A 16,681-nucleotide genomic window follows, 5' to 3' on the forward strand; every position below is an offset into this window, starting at 1 on the left:
CGTTTCAATTTGCGAATAACGCACTGTCCATCGCGGCCTTTTGCTTGGCACAGGCCCTCTTGTAGATCCAGGCTTTCTGGAAAGCTGTTGATACCGCTCCACGCACTCAACTTCAGCGGCGCAATTTGCCGCGAACGAAGAGGAAAGTGTCGTCACCAGCGCGGCAGAAGAGCGTGACGCTCAAGCCAGACCGGCCGCCTCCCGAGATCGATCATGTCCGACAGGCTCTCTAGGTGGCCGCGAGGTCTTCTGCTCGACCCTTTGATTCCGGCCCCGGAGAACATATACTGCGGTGATGGCCATCCGGAGAATATTGACCGCCCTGGTCGGTCGAACCACTGTTGTGGTGGACGTAATCGAGGAGCGCGCCCAGCCTGACGAAGGCCTTTTCCATCGGGTGGCGCCGCCCGTATGGCGTCGAGCCGCTCGGCTGATCGATCGTTTTGGTCTTGACGGGGCCCCTGGCATTGCTAGACCAACGCGCTGAACGGTGCATCGACCGAAGAGACGTTCCCTCGGCTGTGCGTTGGCGAAACGTTATGGTAGCCATCCATGCGATCAGTGCGGACGAGTGCGCCAAAGATAGGCTGAACTAGCCTAGTGCGGCCTGGTCCACCAGTCGGTCGAGAAGCCCGAGCCGCTATCTTCAAAGATCGGCACGAGCGCCCTACAAATTGCGTTGACGTCCTTGTCGAATTGCCAGGGTGGGTTAAATACGACCAACCCGCTCCCCGTCAGTCCATCCTGAGTCTTCGCGTATGCGAGAAATTCGGTGCAGAAGGTCGGAGCTTCCTCGACGAGCATTCTTCGGAATTTCGAGATCTGGCTCCGTCCTTTTATCGGATACCAGAAGGCATAGATGCCTGTGGACCACTTGCGCAGTGCGCTGTTCAGGGTATCGCCTGCAAGTGCGAATTCGTCGGTGCTTTCGAACGGCGGATCGATGAATACGAGCCCGCGCCGCTCCTTCGGCGGAACGAAAGCGTTTAGCGCGGCAAGACCATCCGGAGGTCGTGTCCCCAGTGATGGTGTAGCTCGGTAGAGCAAAGCCGCCCGCACGCGCGCCCGCAATAGCGCCGTAGCGGGCGGGCGGCTTTGCGTGGTCACCGGCGGTTCGCCGGTAGGGTCGGGTAGCTGACACCAACCTGATTCGAGGAGCCACCGATGACCGACGAGATGATGAACCTGCGCACGCTCGTGGAGAAGACCCCTGACGCCGATCTGTTGCGCGAGATGATCGGCTTTGCCGCCCAGTGTCTGATGGAGCTGGAAGTCGAAGGCCAGACCGGGGCGGCCTACGGCGAGAAGAATCCCGAGCGCCTGGCGCAGCGCAACGGCTATCGCGACCGGATCTGGGAGACCCGTGCCGCATCCCCAAGCTGCGCAAGGGCTCCTACTTTCCGGGGTTCCTGGAGCCCCGCCGGATGGCCGAGAAGGCGCTCACCGCCGTGGTGCAGGAAGCTTACATGTCCGAGCTATACACCGCGCTCTATGAGGAAAGTATTCGGAGGGGTTTGCCCAAGGAATGGTGCGCCCACCCGCTCAGGAACATGCAGGTCGAATTTGACAGCAACCTGAAGCGCGCGCTGGCCTCTGCACAAAGGAACTACGGGCCGCCGGGAAACGGCGCGGCGTCATCGGCGCGTTAACGGCTTGGCTGCAACTACAAACGGATAGTACAAAGTGCAGGAACTGCGGAGAAAATAGACAAGTGGTTTCAGTGGTTTGACGCTGTCGGAGTGGTTCTCATCCAACTGTACCTGATCGCCGCCGTCGCCTCATCGCTCGTAAAGACTGCCCGTTGCACCACCCCTGCTCCGCGCAGCAGCAGGCGCACGCTTGATCGGTGGTAGCTCACCCCGATCCGATACTGCCCGATCAGGAGTGTCACGCCTACATCCTCCTACCGTTTGCCCAACCAATCGAACCTGATCGGGCCTTCATTATTCAGAACACCCAGCCGTTGAACTCGCTTATGAGCGCTTCGTGGCTGAGGCCTGAGGCATCTCAGCTACCATCTGCTCAGGATTGCGTTGAGCACGCTCAGCCCTCAACTGATGCAAAGCGAACCGTGGATGAAGAAAATTCGTTAGGAAATCGACGCGAAGGATCATGCGCGGCGGTGCCCAAGCCTGCTGCTCCAGGGCCTTTCCGCATCTCAGCACCACAGTGTGCATGACTTACCGACGGATGGGATCGTTAATCCCTCGGTTACCTTTGGCATTTCAGGCGCGAGCTTTTCATATATCCCTTGTATCCCAGCTAGCCCTAGGAGCCTGCCGTTCAGCTGTCGAACAGCTCCATCCACGGTGATCGGCCGACTTAGCGCCGCGAATGCAGCAGCTATTTCCCTTGCAGCAACTTTACTTTCGGCCAACTTTTCGGGCCGGCTCACCAAATCTATACCGATCAAAGCACCAGACCGCGCATAGTTCGCCTTGCCTACAGTATGCAAATAGCCTCTTCCACGATAGTTCCAACCGTCGTCGGGCCCGACATTACCAAATCTGCCCGAATACACTTTATTTGCCAGCGAACGGGCATTGCCGACGAAAGGCTTAGCATCTGAAGCATTCGGAAAAATGTTCGGAAGCATAACCGCTATCAGCTCTGCCGAGACAATGTTGAGATATTGATCGTATCCCTTAAAAAAATCTGAAGTAAACAAAGCGTACGCTAGGATGATAGCCACTGAGTCTTTTAAGTCGAACTCTCGGGCTGCGTCCAAAATATCTGCAATGCGGTTCACTCCATCGGGAGTCTTTAGAGCAGAATAGCGCGCCAGCACATAATCCACCGATATAGATGGCTGCTGCGTAGTTACTGATGAGCGGGTTTCGGCGAGGGTCAGCTTTACGAATCCGTCTAACCAAGCCGAGCGCACTCGATCATCCGCCGCGTGATCTGCCGCCCTGCGGGTGATCATTATACCGACAGTATTGGGAAGGGCAGACATAACGATTTCTCGCAGATAATAGACCCGTTTGATTTCTTCAGTATTGATATCGCTCTGTCTCTCCAACATTAGGCGTGCGACATCGAACTGGAACGTTCGCTCATCCTTTTCTTGGGCAGCGCTTGCCTTTGATTTCTCTAAGTTCAATTGCGCGTCGCTGGTCGACCGCTGAAGTTCAAGCTGATTTGCGCTGGACTCGCGGTTGATTTGGAGTTGAAGGTACGAGACCGCAATTGTGGCTGTACCAATGATGGCAGTAATGATGACGCCGAGATTGCTATTGAAGAAGCGAAACCCCCGAGACTTTGACTTGTCGAACTCGAATTTCTGAACCTCAAGCTGGAATTTTCGCTCCTCCAGCGAGATAGGGCCGTTCTCTGGTGGAACGGGGGGCTCTTTCGATCTGTCAGGCATGGCCGGCCCTACCCAATGAGCAGAGTTTCGCTAATTTATACGCCTAATCGGCTCCTCGTGGGTCGGAATAACACCCCCGGATATCCGCCGATGCATTTCAACACGGCAGGCTAGGTTGTGGGTAGTAGCAGTCCGTGGTAGCAATCACCCCTCAGCAAAGCTGATTTGTGTTTGTTTTTCAGCAGCTTCCCGAGCTGCCCGTTCCCTCCCCTAGGAAGCGCCAGCAATCTCAGGTACTTAGGTTGCCATCAACCGCGCTCGTTGAATAATGGTTGAATAAGACGTCGGTGAACAACGGCGAACGCTTGGGGAATTTGCTGCCGACATTGGCAGACTAGACTCGGCGCGCGATGCCCCACTGTGGCTGGCGCATTCGTAAAAAATTTCCTCGTCGCCTTTGTCACTATCGCATCATCCGCAGGCGCCCCTGCCAGAATTCGGCGGCATGGATATAGGCGCCATGGATCTCATTCGTCTCCTGATGCGCAAGTTAACGTTTGATCGCATCCGCTTGCTACTTGGCGCTTTCGTGCAGGAGCGTTGACGCGGTGGGTCGCAGGCCATGAATGGTCAATTCGATCTGCTCTCGGCGCAGCGACCGGCGGATTCGTGAGAATGATTTCGCCCAAGTCTGCGTTATCATTGATGAGTTACCGCCTTTGTTTTGAATGCGCGCGGAAGGCACTCGCACATCGCCGCGCGTTCTGCTCCGATCAGCTCAACCACCCATTTCAACGAAGAGGGCGGGACCCGCATCCGGGCAAGCCGGAGTGCGTTGAAGACCGCATCGGCGGTGGCGCCCTTACCCAATGCCGCCAGCACGGCGGGGTGGGTGAGTAAATCAAAAGAATTTCCAACGGTCAGGCGCGGATACCGTTCACCGCAGATTCGCGTTGCCTTCCGCCCGTCGATCAGCGTGATCGCTCCCTTCTCGACGCCATAAGCGATTGTCGCGGCTTCGCCGTCGTCGAGGGTTGCGTCGCCCCGCCCGATCACCAGATCCTCGAAATGGGACTCGGTGAGATCGTCAAGTTTCGCAACGGAGATAAGACCTGGCGCAACAAGCTCGGCGACCAGTTGCCCGTCGTTGCGACCATTGCGGCGGTCTTCGAGGAGTTCTCCCTGCACGACATCCGTAACGATAAAGGGATTTGGAATGGCTCTTAGAATGCGCGGCCCGCAGGCCGTTGCATTCAGATTGATCACGGTACTCGCATCGATCACAACCGGCGCCGTGGGGTCAATCAGGCATGAGAGCCCCATCGGCTTCGCTCCCTTCTATTTCCAGGCCATCAAACATGCGCCGCAGCTCGACACGGTTCAGATGGAGCATGCGCGCGAGTTGGCCTTCGCTGAGCATCCCACGGCGCCAGGCTTCGCCGGCGAGGAGCCCGAGCCGAAGCGTCGTCGGCCTGTCCGCATCCGCTTTATGAAGGTCGGGCCCCGAGAGATCGCCCAGCACCTGGACAGCCTGCTGATCGCTAATGCCGCCGTTCGCCTGAAACCAATCCCACGTTCCAGACTTCGCCAGCTTAAGTTCCTCCAACCGCCTGACGATCGCTTCACGTGACACGCCGAAGAAATGGGCGAGCACGATGACATGCCGCCGAGTCAGCTTTTCCGATCCGACAGTAATTTCCTTGAATTTTTGCATGACCGCGCGGGCGGGAGTCATGAAGGCTCTGCCGAACGTGTTGGCGTAACGCTCCTCGCGGGAGTTTTCAGTGACGCCCTCTTCCAGCACCTCCGGCTCACGCCGCGTCGAAACCAGATGACCGAGCTCGTGGGCTGCCGTTTGAGCGCGGCGATCGCGCGGGTGATTGCCGTTAAGGAGGATGCAGGCGCCGAGCGCCTCGTCGTACGCGAATACGCCAGAGATTCCGCCATCGATCCGCCGGATGTAGACGCGCACACCAAGCTCAAGCTCCAGCAGCGTTACAATGTCGGAGATCGGGCTCAGGCCTAGTCCGAGCCGCTGCCGCAATTCGAGCGCGTCCTGCTCCGCCTGCGCTCGAACATCGCCGGGAAGAATGGGGCGTTGCGGCGGATAGTTGCGCAGTGGCTGAACGCCGAGAAGCTGTTCCAGCTCCGCCTCGGCACGGGCCAAATCCTCCAGCTGCTTCACAGCGAGCTCGACCGCATCATCCTCCTGTTGGAATAATTTACGGAATTTGGGCGTGAGTTCTGCGTGGATCGCCTCCTGCAGCATCAGCTCGTTGATGGACGTTCGGTAAAGATTCGCGAGTTTGCGGAGCTCGTCGATGCGGACGCGTCGTTGCCCTTGCTCGATCGCAATCAGAGTGGTCCGCGACAGCCCGACGGATTCCGCTGCTTCCGCTTGCTTGAGCTTCACACGGTCGCGCGCTCCGCGGAGGCGCTCTCCGACTTCCACCGGCGGCATGGTTTCAAGCAGACTGGTCATTGTCGGCCCACTGAGCAACGAATGACTGTGGTCCCAGAGAACTCATATAAGTCTTCCATTCTTTTTGGTGTTGGGAAAGCAGTCGGTCCAGCTTTGGCCGGATCACCGCTTCCGTCTCTCCGAGCGCGCGTGCCAGCTGAAAGGCCGCGAGACTGAGCGGCCGCTCTGCCGCGCGCGACTGCTTTAGATACGCGAGGTGAACGAGATGCAATGTGCCTGCGATTGCATATTGTTTTTGCGCGCGGGTCCTTTTGTTGAAACCTTCGGCGGCGCCCGCATCAAAAGTTGGAGCAGAGAGATTTTCCCAGACATACGTATCTGCAGGTTCCGTGAGATCCGCCGCATGAACGCTTAGTCGCCGCAGCATGCAGGCCGCGCAAATGCCGCACTGGCGACGGTGATTGTCGACCGACACATGGCGGTTATCCTGCCAGCATGATCTCGTCTCCGACCACTCGGTATCCTTTCCGTTGCTCAGCACCATGTACGCCTTGAGGGTTTCACCTTTGGTGAAGGGAGACCTCGATGTCACCTCATGGCTTGAATGGTTTCTCGCATGCCTCGATCGGGCGTTTGACGGCGCTGAAGCGGTTCTGGCAAATGTCTTCCACAAAGCAGAGTTCTGGAAGAACTACGCACAGGCGCCGCTCAACAGGCGTCAGCGCGATATTCTCAACCGTCTCCTCGACGGATTCGAGGGCAAGCTGACATCGTCCAAATACGCGAAGATCGAAAAATGCTCGGCCGATACGGCGCTACGCGTCATCAGCGAACTGGTCGAACGCGGCATGCTGGTGAAGGACGAGGGGGGTGGCCGCAATACAAGCTACTCGCTCACGGAGATCAAGACCAATGACTGATCCGCACACAACTGAGCCTTTTGAAGGCTGGGACAGTTTTTGGCATTAGAGTGAGCGTTTCCTTCGAGCTGTTTCCGATATTCTAATTGACCGGACAACGTTATAATTTGACTACGCCGAGGAATTTTCCTTGCTCATCGCTGAACATAATTCAGGTCGCGTCTCTGCTGATACGGCCCTTAAGGGCCCGGAGTACCTTTGTCCGAAATGCAAGAAGATCGTTATTCTGAAACGCGGGCGAATTGTCATCGCCCATTCTCGCATAAACCACCGACCAATTGCAGTTGGGCACGCGGTGAAACCAAGGCGCATCTTGAAGCAAAGCAGATCGTATTCGATGGATTGCAGACCCGCGGCGTGACAGCGATGCTGGAGTACGTCGTTGACACACTGCCAGGCGACAGACGCGCGGATGTAATGGCATGGTCGACCATGGTCGACGACAAATGTGCTCGCAATCGAGTTACAACATACATCCATTGGTATTCTAGAAATCGAAGCTCGCGCCAGCGCCTATTCGCGGGCGGGGATCGCGCAGATTTGGTTGCCATTTCTCGCAAGCGCCACCGTCTCAGCTTCGGAGCCAAGCTCGGGCGGGACGCGCTTCATAGAGCGGTACTCACCTCGACCATTTGAAAAATGGGTTCACGGCTTCGGCGGAGGCGATGGCATGTGGATGTATGTTCCGGACGAAAAAGCTTTTCGGCATGCCAAGATGAAGGGCCATCAGACTTATGTGGAATCGAGCAGCTGGTTTGGTGAAGGCGGCGAAGAAATGTCGGCTGGCGGGTGTTACAAATGGTCCAAGCGATACCGAGAGCTTACGCTCTCAAAGCCGTACATCATCAAGGCTGAAACGCAGTCGGGATTTCTGCGCGAGGTGAAGAGAGGCGCGTTGGACGCCGCATAGCCATCGCTGATGCAGCGCCACGGCTCGACTCATGGACCGATCCGGTCGATGAGAGGACCGTCTTCTCCGATAGCGCGGAAACGGTAGAAGCGAACACTGTCCTGCAGATAGTTGAATTTCTGGCGCGCGAGCTGGAAGAATTTCTCGTCACACGTCGAGATGATGAATTGCCGGGTGCCAAAATCTGACCTCAGCAGGCCCATGATCAAATCCAACAGAGCATAGATGTTGAGGTCGTCGAAATGCGTGACGGGATCATCGAGAAAGACCGGCGCCAGCGACGACCAGTTTTGTCCGCTGCAGGCCGTCAGGAAGAGACCGAGCTGCAGTGTTTGCTTTTGGGACTCGCTGAAATAGTCGACGGGACGCAGCTCGACACCATGCCGCTTAACCGTGACCGAAATCTCGGACCTGCGGTTGATGATCTCGACGTCGTCGAAGCCGTAGACCGATCGAAGCCGGCGCTGAATGACCGACGTCCGCGGGCCGTATTGGCGCGTGAAGTTGGCGATGGCCGCGGCCTGTTCGTCGGACAGAATCTTCTCAATCGCTGCGAAGTATTCCCGCCAGGGGTTGCGTGCGTCGCGCGATGCTCTCTTCTCGGCGATGAGTTTTTCTTTCGCCGCTATGGTTGCTTCAAGTCGGGCGAGCGCGGCGGCGGTCGTCGCGGCATCGAGGCCGATTTCGGCACTCGCGACACGTTGATGTAGCGCGCGCAGGCGGGCAAGCGCCTGCATCTCTTCACCCAGTTTGCCGATCAATTCCTGCTCGTCGGAATCTTCCGGCAAATTGGCGTCGGCAAGCCGCGCGACGATGGCCTTACGTGCTTGTTCGTTCTCGTTCGCGCGCCTGCGAAGGAACGGGAGTTGGCCTGCGAGTTCCGCGATGATGCGTGACTCTGCATCGAGCAGTCCCTGTAGCCTTGTCTGTTCTTTTGTTGCGGCATCGTGAGATTGGCGAAGCTCGTCGAGCAGTCCCGAGCGATCTTGCTCCGCTTCATTCAACTCATCATTGCTCGAATCCAACGTCACGCCGCTCAAGCGCGGGTCCCCACGTAATGTCGTGAGCCCCTTTCGAATTCGCTCCAGTTCCGTATTTACCGTGGTCCTCGCCGACTCTTGTTGGGCGATCGACTTGGTGAGCGCGTCGAGGGCGGCCCTTGCCGCGTCGGCGGCATCCGCGGCCGCCTTCACGGCAGTATTGCTGTCTTCTATATCTTTGCGTGCTTCGGTGGAATTGGCCGCGATCTGTCTGGTCAGCTCAGTCAAACCTGCAGATGCATTCAGGCCGAGGCCGTCCGCGGTGTTCGCCCAGACATTGATCTCGCGATCACGGGTGATGCGATCGTTCGCGAGTTGGCTCAATTGCGCTTGAGCGGATTTTTGGGCCTCGCGATTTCCTGCCAGCTGGCGGGTTATTTCCTGGATACGCTGCCGCAGCCCGGCGAGTTCGGTGCGTGCCGTCCCCGCACTGTCTAGCGTCATCTGCTCCTGGATGTGACGGACCAGCTCATCCTGACTTCCGTGATCGACGCCGCACAGAGGGCAGTTGCCGTCCGTGATATGTTTTTGCAGCTGGGAAAGTAATTGTCGAAGCTCGGACTGGCTGCGATCGGCATCAGCGATCACCCGTTCGAGCGCTGCCTGCTGCGGGGCATTCGAATCCAGTTGAGCTTGAAGCGTTGGCTCTGCTGTGCGCAACTCCCGCAAAGTCTGGTTAAGGGCCGCTTCCTGCTGGCTGATTTCGGCGAGACGGTCGTTGCTCGCCTTCCACGGGCCCAAGGCCGCACGAAGTGCTTCCAGATCGGCGGAACGCTTTCTCGCCGCGGCCTGCCATTCAACGGACGTCGCGAGCTGAATAGATTTTTGCTGCAGGTCGGTCGAGGCGGTTGCTGACCGGTTGCGATCAGCGGTGATCGCCTCCGTCGCCCGATTGAGCCGCTCGGTTTGTGCGTTGAGCGAGTTGAGCGCGGTCGCGTAGCCCGGGCGCTGATCGCGCACCCATTTGAGATTGTCGAGCGCAGATTGAGCTTGCCGGATCTGGGCGGCGATCTCTGCAACGCGCTTGTGCACAGCATCCAGTTGCTGCTGGACGGACGCCTTCGCCTGCTCGGCAGCCACCCTGCGGGCATCGCCAGCTCCGATCTGCGCGCGCAGATCTTTCCCTTCCTGGATGAGGGGCGGGAGCCGGACGACTTCTTTGGCGATCTCGGAAAGCAGGCCGATCCTGCCATCGCTTTCAGCGATGCGGGCCTCCAGCGTTGCGCGCCAGCCACGCGCCGCCGTGGCGTCGACTGGACCGGAGCCGGCGTCGACGCCGATATCCTTCAATGCGGCGCGCAAATTGCGCAGCTCGGCATTGAGGGCGCCGATGTTCGACTTGTCCTTGATGGTACGACGAAGCCCGTCGAGTTCGGATTTGTCCGCCTTCAAGGAAGCCGTGGTTTCCGATATCTCGGAAGAAAGCGCGTCGAGGCTGTTCTCGAGTATCGTCACGATGTTGGCGGATTTTTTCAACGCGTTCTCGTAATCCTCGAACGCCAGCATGCGCGAGACAATCTCGCGCGGCAGGGTGCAATGATCCTTGAAACTCTGCGTCAGCGCCTGATTGTCCTGGCTGAACAAATGGGAGGCACGAAACAAGCTGATGAGATTGTCGACCCGCTCGGCGACGGCCTCGCCACTCTTGGTCAGCTGCTTGAGGATCGGCTTTCGCTCTTCCTGCGACCCATCCAGTGTCGCATACGCCGGGTCGGCTACTGTCCTTTCGATCGTGTGCGATTTCCCGTCCGATCGATAAGTCAAGGCGACGCGGGCGTCTTCCGGCTTGCTGTCGAGATGGGCTGCGACCTTGCTGAAGCGGTTCTTATCGGCAATTTTGAGCCGGCCGATCGATCCGGTGATACCGAAGTCGATCGCGTCGAAGAACGAGGTTTTACCGAACCCGTTCGGCCCAAAGAGCACGGTGATCTCGCTGCCGATCTTGAACGTCGTCGGAGCGCGATATGCCCGGAAATTTTCGATCGTAACGGATTCCAGCAACACAGGCGAGCTGATCTGCTCGTCGGAAACTGCGGATAACGTCGCCACACGTGTCGGTATTTTCGGGCTTCCATACTCGTTGGCCAGACACGCTTCGACGATTCGTTCGGCGCCCCGTTCATGCTGAGCGACGATCTGCCTGGCCAAGGTGTTCGGAACGTCAGACTGTTGAAGGAATGTTTGGGCCGATGCGGGACGAAGGGCCGGGCCGTCAAGCTGCGTCAATGGAAAGAAGGGCAGCCGCGCGAGCGCGTTTCCGACATGCTCGGTTAGCGGCACCACGAACTTGCGGCAAAAATAGACGTCGGTTTCGATGTCTGATGCGAACTGGTCGAGCTTGTCGGTGTCTGTCGCAATACAGAGCACGTAGGACAGATCGTATTGATCCCAATCCTTCGCTCGCTCGGCCTCGTCCTTGAACGCCTCGTAGGTTTCCTCGAATGTTGCGTGCGGGTCGGAACCTGCAAAGGCAAAGGCGGCGATGACCCGATCGGTTCGCAGGATGGTGACCGGAAGACCTCTTCCTGCCTCCAACACCGACAGGGTGCCTCCCGGCACCTGACCGAGGCACGCCTTCACTGCTTCCGCGTGACCTTCGTTAAGCGCCGACATGGGCAGCTACTTTTTGTGAGAATTCTTCGACGGTGGCCGCATCGATGAAGGCGGCGATCAACCCTTGATAATCGACGTGGATGATCGCGCTTTCAGGATCCGTGATCTTGCGCTCCTCACCGAGCTTTGGCGAAGTGGTTTGAAGGATGCTGCCAGCCCGGCGTTTGCGCGGCGAGTTGTCACGATCGCGCGTGACCAGGATCGTGTGCCGGCGGGTATTCGGCGTGAATTTGGCCTTTGCGTATTTGTGGCATTGGTCATGCGTCTTGCCCCGTACGGCGAGCAGGTCGAGCGTCTTTCCGCCGACCGACACGGTCGCATGTCCGGTGTCTTGATCGCTTGCAGCAGCCTCGCCGCACATGGCGAGCAGATCGAGCGTGTGCACAACATGACCGAGGGCGTCGCGTTCATCGGCGTCCCATGCATCGGCGTCGTCCTCGGTCGCGCCGCGTCCGCTTGTCTGACCGTCGCGCGCGGTCGCCAACCGTATAACTTTGTCGCAGGAGGGCGCGGAGAGCGCGCGCAATTCCTGAATCGACGTCGCATGTGCGGCGTCGGCGCGGGCACCGAGGTCGCCCGCAGGTTGGAAATCGCTGGGGCTCGTTACATCGTCAAGTTCATCGTTGATCCATTTGACGCAGGCCGGGACCAGGTTGGATGGCGCGCGTGGGTCGGCGGCAGCGGCCAGCGGAAAGACGAACGGCCTATCGACGGCGAACGAGCGGTTTGCTGCACCAGCAGTTACAGAGTCGGGATTGATCTGGACGAACGAATGAATGCACGCGCCCTTTTCACGGAAATACGCATCGCGGAAGGCATTCAACAGCGGATTGCCTCTGAAGCGCGGACCGCCCCTCGCGACGGTCGGCCGTGAAGCGGTTTCCTGAAATAGAGTTTTAGGTGAAAAAACCACGCTGGTGCCGCCGTAGAATTCGGATCGCCCAGGGGCAGGCTTGCCCGCGCTGTTGGCGAACACGAGGCATGTCCGATCCCGCTGGACCTTCGGCACGATCGTCCCATCGAAGAAGGATACCGCCGCGTTCATGAATGTTGGATGCGAAGGGCGTGGGTTGTACTGAATGACGAACATCCATGAAAGCGGCAGCTCGCCTTCGCCGGCTTGGACGCCGAGATCATCGAGGGCCCATCGCCACGAGGGCTTGGCACTGATCGTCGCGATCCAGTCGAAACAGATCAGCGAGGAGAAGCGGTACTTCGAGCCATTGGACAAATCCCCTTTGAAGGAAAAGATCGACTTGCCCCGGTACATATTCTGGTAGCTGATGTTCTGCTCTTCCCAAGCCGGCCAAAGCTTGGGCTGCAACCAGCGCTCGACCGTACCATCTGCGGCCTTGGTCCAGGTGATCGCGCAATTGACCCATTCGTTGGCGCCGATGTTGCCCAGGCCGTTATGCTCGGTGTCGAGGTGGCTACCCGCGCGACCGGCCAGACTTGCGAAATCGGCCTTCGAGAGCGCATCCACCCCGCCGATCACGATCGTTCCCGTCGGCCACTGCTGGTCCGCGAGCGCGGCGTCGATCAGGTCGATCCCATCCAGACCGGGGATGCTGTATTCCGGGAAGATCGTGAAATGCGTTTTCTCGGCGTGATGCGGCGCTGCCCGCGAGACAGCCAGCGTCGCGGTCAGGTTGGCCAGGAGTCCGGGTTTATCGGCAGGCGCAGTCCTATACGGCTCCTGCTGCGTCAATGTCAGATGGGGCTGGGCAATCACCATGCCCACGCGATCGTGCGGCAACAGGATGCCCCGCTCGGTGAGGTCTACGCGTGAGATGTGGATCATGGCGGAGCGAACTTGCAGGAAGGCGCCGAAGTGTTGGATTTCGACTTGGTTGGACCACGAGAATTGGCTCCGCCAGCAAGCTGTGGCCGCCGCTCCTACAACTTATAGGCTAGGCGGCAAAACCCGCACAAGAGCGTTGCTTGGACGTGACGCACACCTTCATCACCGGTGGCCGACGAACGCCACGCCTTGATCCTTGCCTGCCTGTATTCCGAAAGACGAGACCTGCTTCATCTAGGGAAAAACAATCGAACGGAAGGCCGGCCTAGGTCTTGCTGCGTCGGGTTGGGGCAATGCTCCTAACTAACTGAGATATAGAATATTTTTGTGATTCGGCTGACGATAGGGCGCAGGTGGGCGAACCCTTCGGCCTTGACCGCACTGGTCCTAGCGTCGCGGCGGCGGAGCCGTCGGTGGGAGCGGGCTGACGGCGGCGAGTTTGAGGCGCTGCTTACCGGACTTCGAGGAGGTCGCCGCAAGCCTCGACGGTGCACCTTGCTCTCTGCGCGGAGCACTTGCCCCTGCCGCCGTCTCGCCGATGGTGCCGAGGAAATAGCCGCCGGGTTTTCCGGCTTTGGCGATCTCCGGATCAACTACGGGATTTTGCAGTAGGCCAAGGGTGTGAATGCTGGCGCCGCGAGGAGCAGAGCCTTTTAGCAAGCGCGGTGAATTGCCGATTGGGATCGAGGCCCTCTGGGGCCGGGACGCGGCTTCGCGGCCCGATGCACAAGAGCCCCGACCCGCGCCTGCGGACGCGCCTTGAAGCCAATCACAGGAAACGTACTTAATGTGTGATCCGGTTCGCGGATTCGAAGGAGTGGTGTTGCGTGATAATTTTCTGGTCGTGGCAGTCGGACATCCCGAAGGAGATCGGCCGCTTCTTCGTGCGCGACGCGTTGCGCGAAGCCATTCAGATGCTGAAGACCGACCAAGAACTGCTCGAGCCCGTCGAGCGCGAGGCCGCGTCGCGCCTTGCGATGGACTCAGACCGGCAGGGCGTGCCGGGAAGCCCGGATCTTGCGGCAACGATCTTCGAGAAGATCGAGAAGGCCGATGTTTTCCTGGCCGACGTGACCCTTGTCGGCGAGACACCCGACGGCAAGAAGCTCATCAATTCCAACGTTGCGATCGAATACGGGCATGCGCACCGCGCGCACGGCGCACGGCGCGTGCTGATGGTGCAGAACCTTCATTACGGCGATGGTGATGCGCTGCCGTTCGATCTGCGGCAAAAATCCTGGCCGCTAAGCTACACCCTCGCGCCCGACGCTTCCAAGGCCGAGATCAAGGCGGAGCGCGACAAGCTCAAGGCCCAGTTCGTTGCGGCGCTCCGCCCCTACCTAACCATGGCCGCGGCCGCGGCGCCGGTTCATGTCCCGACGCCCACGACCTTCACCAAGGCCGTGTTCTTCCAACCGGGCGAAATCCTCGCGCAGAATCATGCGCCGTCGCCGGATGCGATCGATTACCGTTTCAGCCAGCGCCAGGCGCTCTATCTCCGCCTGATGCCGGTACGGGCACGCGCTGCATCGCTAAAGCTCACCCCGCTTTACGATGACGTCCTGAACCGGCGCGTCGATCTCCTCTTGCGCAATCTCTATATGGGAGTCGGCGACCGCAACGCCCATGGCGCCATCACCTATGAGCCGCACGGCACGGCGACCGAGCCGCGCGCGTTCACGCAAGTCTTTCCAAACGGTGAGTTCTGGGCCGTGACCACGGAGATGTTCGTTCACCACCAGGGCGACGATCTGATCCCGACCACGAATGTGCAAAACATCTTCGGTCGCGTGCTGGAAAATTTCGTGACACTGTCCAACGGTTACGGCAACGGCACCCCGTTGCGCGTGATCATGGGCGGCGTCGGTCTGCGCGGGAAGCGTCTCGGGATCGGCCGTCACCAGATCAGCCAACCGATCCAGGTCGACGAGCGGCAGATTGCTGTGGAGCTGCCCACGGGATCACGGGATGAACGCGACGCTGCCGTCGCGGCGTGGTTGGCCGAGCTTTACGACATTGCCGCCGTGCGTCACGGGGACGAGGAATAGCTAGCACAAACCCTGCGACCGCGGATGCCTTTTCAGTGCTCGAAAATGTCGCGCCGGAGCCTGATCCGTGCGATCATATGAAGATTCGTCACCAGTCTTCGTGATGCCATGGACTTTTCTGCCGCGCTCGAACGCATCCACGACCATATCGAGGATGACCGCGTTGAGAACGCGGTCATGGCTTGCCTGCGCGTCGCGCGAGCAAGCAGGGATTCCTTGTTCGCCGCCATCTTCCTTCGCGAGCTCTACCCGAGCAAGATCGAGATCGCGCGGGCACTGTTCACCGAAACGCAGCACCTCAACGATGAGGCCAAGAAATTCATCTTCGAGCCGTCGCTGGAGCGTTTCCTCGAGTTGCACACGATCGTGGGCGTCGATCCTGATACAAGCAAGGCTGAAGGCGACCGCGCCAACGTCCTGATGGCCGCGGCAGGCGAGATCGAGTCCGAGATCAAGCGCTGGCAGGACACGCTGGACGACCTAGTGCCACCACCCGGCCCGTCGCAGTACGATATGGCGGAGTTCACGGCCAGCGCCATGGAGCAGAAAGGGATCGTGCACAAGCGGCTTGCCGGGCTCCATACGATCAAGGCCCGCCTCAAGACCTGTTGCCTCAACTATGCGCTGGAGGTCGGGCGCCAGCTCGACGCGGGCCGGCAGCAGGACAACTTCCTGCACAGCGTGCAGGCGGAAGTGCACAACTACTTCAAGGGCCGGTTCGACGATGTCGTGCAGAAGCTGATCAAGGCCAGCCAACTGGCCACCTCGAAGGATGGCGAGGATTGTGCGCTCGTGCTGACCGAGGTGCGCCGAGCGATGAAGGCGGCCGCCGATCTGTTCTGGCCGGTCACGAGCGAGGAGCCGGTCACCTGTGCGGATGGGCAGCAACGCAAGCTCGGCGACCAGCAATACCTCAATCGCCTGCAGGAATTCACGCGGGTCAAGCTGCGCAATTCGAGCGCACGCGACCTGCTGATAGCCGAGCTCGACCATCTGGACTTCTTCTTCCGCCGGCTCAACGATCTCGCCTCAAAGGGCGTCCATGCCGAGGTCACCGTCGCCGAAGCCCGTCAGGGACTCGTCGGTCTCTTTTTCTTCCTATCGAACTTGATTCGGCACCTCGTCTCGGCAGAGCCACAGACGGCGTGAGGGCTTCCCCGCGGGACAGGGCTCGCCCTACTATCCTAGGTATGGAAATGTGGAACTGGCTGACCAGATCGAAGAATGCGCCGCGCGGCGATGCCGACGAAGAGGACTTCGACTTCGGCAATACGATCCATATCGCCTCGCATAATTTCATCGGGCTGCGCGCGCGCTCGCCAAACGGGCGGTTTATTTTAGCCTGGGCCGATGGCGGGCCGGATCAGTCCCGGATCGGGCGTTATCTCTTGCTCGATGGCAAACGGGTGATAGTCGAGGGCCGGATTCCGCGCCCCAACGATGGCGGGTCCCAGTGACGGTCGCACGCGGGCTCGCCTACTGCGGTCGCGCGGCACCTGCCTCGAGGCGCTCGCCGATCTCAGGGAGGCACTCGCCTGCTTCGACGAAGCGCTATCGCTCGATCCCAAGGTCGGCGTGAAACGCAAGGCCGACGCTTTGCGCAAGGTCGTTTAGCAA

General features: G+C 59.3%; 13 protein-coding genes and 1 pseudogene. 7 read left to right on the forward strand and 7 right to left on the reverse strand.

Features of this window, described 5'->3' with window-relative positions:
* Nucleotides 1-597 precede the first annotated feature (597 nt).
* Complete coding sequence (rlmJ, locus tag IVA96_RS21995; protein WP_247419200.1) at nucleotides 598-1,107, reverse strand: 23S rRNA (adenine(2030)-N(6))-methyltransferase RlmJ; 510 nt, start codon at nucleotides 1,105-1,107, stop codon at nucleotides 598-600.
* Between the two features lie 57 nt (nucleotides 1,108-1,164).
* Between rlmJ and IVA96_RS22000 the strand changes: the two are divergent.
* Nucleotides 1,165-1,469 (forward strand): annotated as a pseudogene (locus IVA96_RS22000) (transposase); the annotation flags it as partial.
* Nucleotides 1,470-2,158: 689 nt separating this feature from the next.
* On the opposite strand, the gene IVA96_RS22005 reads toward IVA96_RS22000, so the two are convergent.
* From IVA96_RS22005 to IVA96_RS22020, 4 genes are all read right to left on the reverse strand, one after another.
* Complete coding sequence (locus tag IVA96_RS22005) at nucleotides 2,159-3,370, reverse strand: hypothetical protein (RefSeq protein ID WP_247419201.1); 1,212 nt, start codon at nucleotides 3,368-3,370, stop codon at nucleotides 2,159-2,161.
* A 639-nt stretch (nucleotides 3,371-4,009) separates the two neighbouring features.
* Nucleotides 4,010-4,633 (reverse strand): hypothetical protein, encoded by a 624-nt coding sequence (locus tag IVA96_RS22010; RefSeq protein WP_247419202.1) that lies wholly within the window; start codon nucleotides 4,631-4,633, stop codon nucleotides 4,010-4,012.
* A complete protein-coding gene (locus IVA96_RS22015; RefSeq protein ID WP_247419203.1) occupies nucleotides 4,611-5,792 on the reverse strand; it encodes an XRE family transcriptional regulator in 1,182 nt (393 codons plus the stop codon). Before IVA96_RS22015 ends, IVA96_RS22010 begins: the two co-directional genes overlap by 23 nt.
* A complete protein-coding gene (locus IVA96_RS22020) occupies nucleotides 5,776-6,207 on the reverse strand; it encodes a hypothetical protein (protein WP_247419204.1) in 432 nt (143 codons plus the stop codon). The genes IVA96_RS22015 and IVA96_RS22020 overlap by 17 nt, the downstream gene beginning before the upstream one ends.
* On the opposite strand from IVA96_RS22020, the gene IVA96_RS22025 reads away from it, so the two are divergent.
* On the forward strand, nucleotides 6,194-6,652 hold the full coding sequence (locus IVA96_RS22025; protein WP_247419205.1) for a hypothetical protein: 459 nt from the start codon (nucleotides 6,194-6,196) through the stop codon (nucleotides 6,650-6,652). The two genes, IVA96_RS22020 and IVA96_RS22025, sit on opposite strands and share 14 nt — an antisense overlap.
* Nucleotides 6,653-7,100: 448 nt before the next feature.
* Nucleotides 7,101-7,562, forward strand: a complete 462-nt coding sequence (locus tag IVA96_RS22030) for a competence protein CoiA (protein ID WP_247419206.1) — start codon at nucleotides 7,101-7,103, stop codon at nucleotides 7,560-7,562.
* Nucleotides 7,563-7,591: 29 nt separating this feature from the next.
* Here IVA96_RS22030 and IVA96_RS22035 read toward each other — a convergent pair whose 3' ends face one another.
* Entirely contained in the window at nucleotides 7,592-11,215 is a 3,624-nt protein-coding gene (locus tag IVA96_RS22035) for an SMC family ATPase (RefSeq protein ID WP_247419207.1), read from the reverse strand.
* Entirely contained in the window at nucleotides 11,202-13,016 is a 1,815-nt protein-coding gene (locus tag IVA96_RS22040) for a hypothetical protein (protein WP_247419208.1), read from the reverse strand. Before IVA96_RS22040 ends, IVA96_RS22035 begins: the two co-directional genes overlap by 14 nt.
* Before the next feature lie 827 nt (nucleotides 13,017-13,843).
* Between IVA96_RS22040 and IVA96_RS22045 the strand changes: the two genes are divergently transcribed.
* The 4 genes from IVA96_RS22045 to IVA96_RS22060 all read left to right on the forward strand — a co-directional run bounded on the left by IVA96_RS22045 (nucleotide 13,844) and on the right by IVA96_RS22060 (nucleotide 16,678).
* Nucleotides 13,844-15,064, forward strand: a complete 1,221-nt coding sequence (locus IVA96_RS22045) for a hypothetical protein (RefSeq protein WP_247419209.1) — start codon at nucleotides 13,844-13,846, stop codon at nucleotides 15,062-15,064.
* A gap of 108 nt (nucleotides 15,065-15,172) precedes the next feature.
* On the forward strand, nucleotides 15,173-16,213 hold the full coding sequence (locus IVA96_RS22050; protein ID WP_247419210.1) for a hypothetical protein: 1,041 nt from the start codon (nucleotides 15,173-15,175) through the stop codon (nucleotides 16,211-16,213).
* 47 nt (nucleotides 16,214-16,260) lie between these two features.
* Complete coding sequence (locus IVA96_RS22055) at nucleotides 16,261-16,521, forward strand: hypothetical protein (RefSeq protein ID WP_247419211.1); 261 nt, start codon at nucleotides 16,261-16,263, stop codon at nucleotides 16,519-16,521.
* Complete coding sequence (locus IVA96_RS22060) at nucleotides 16,505-16,678, forward strand: tetratricopeptide repeat protein (protein ID WP_247419212.1); 174 nt, start codon at nucleotides 16,505-16,507, stop codon at nucleotides 16,676-16,678. Before IVA96_RS22055 ends, IVA96_RS22060 begins: the two co-directional genes overlap by 17 nt.
* Nucleotides 16,679-16,681 lie beyond the last annotated feature (3 nt).

This window comes from Bradyrhizobium sp. 159 (assembly GCF_023073795.1).
In the GTDB taxonomy this organism is placed as follows: Bacteria; Pseudomonadota; Alphaproteobacteria; order Rhizobiales; family Xanthobacteraceae; genus Bradyrhizobium.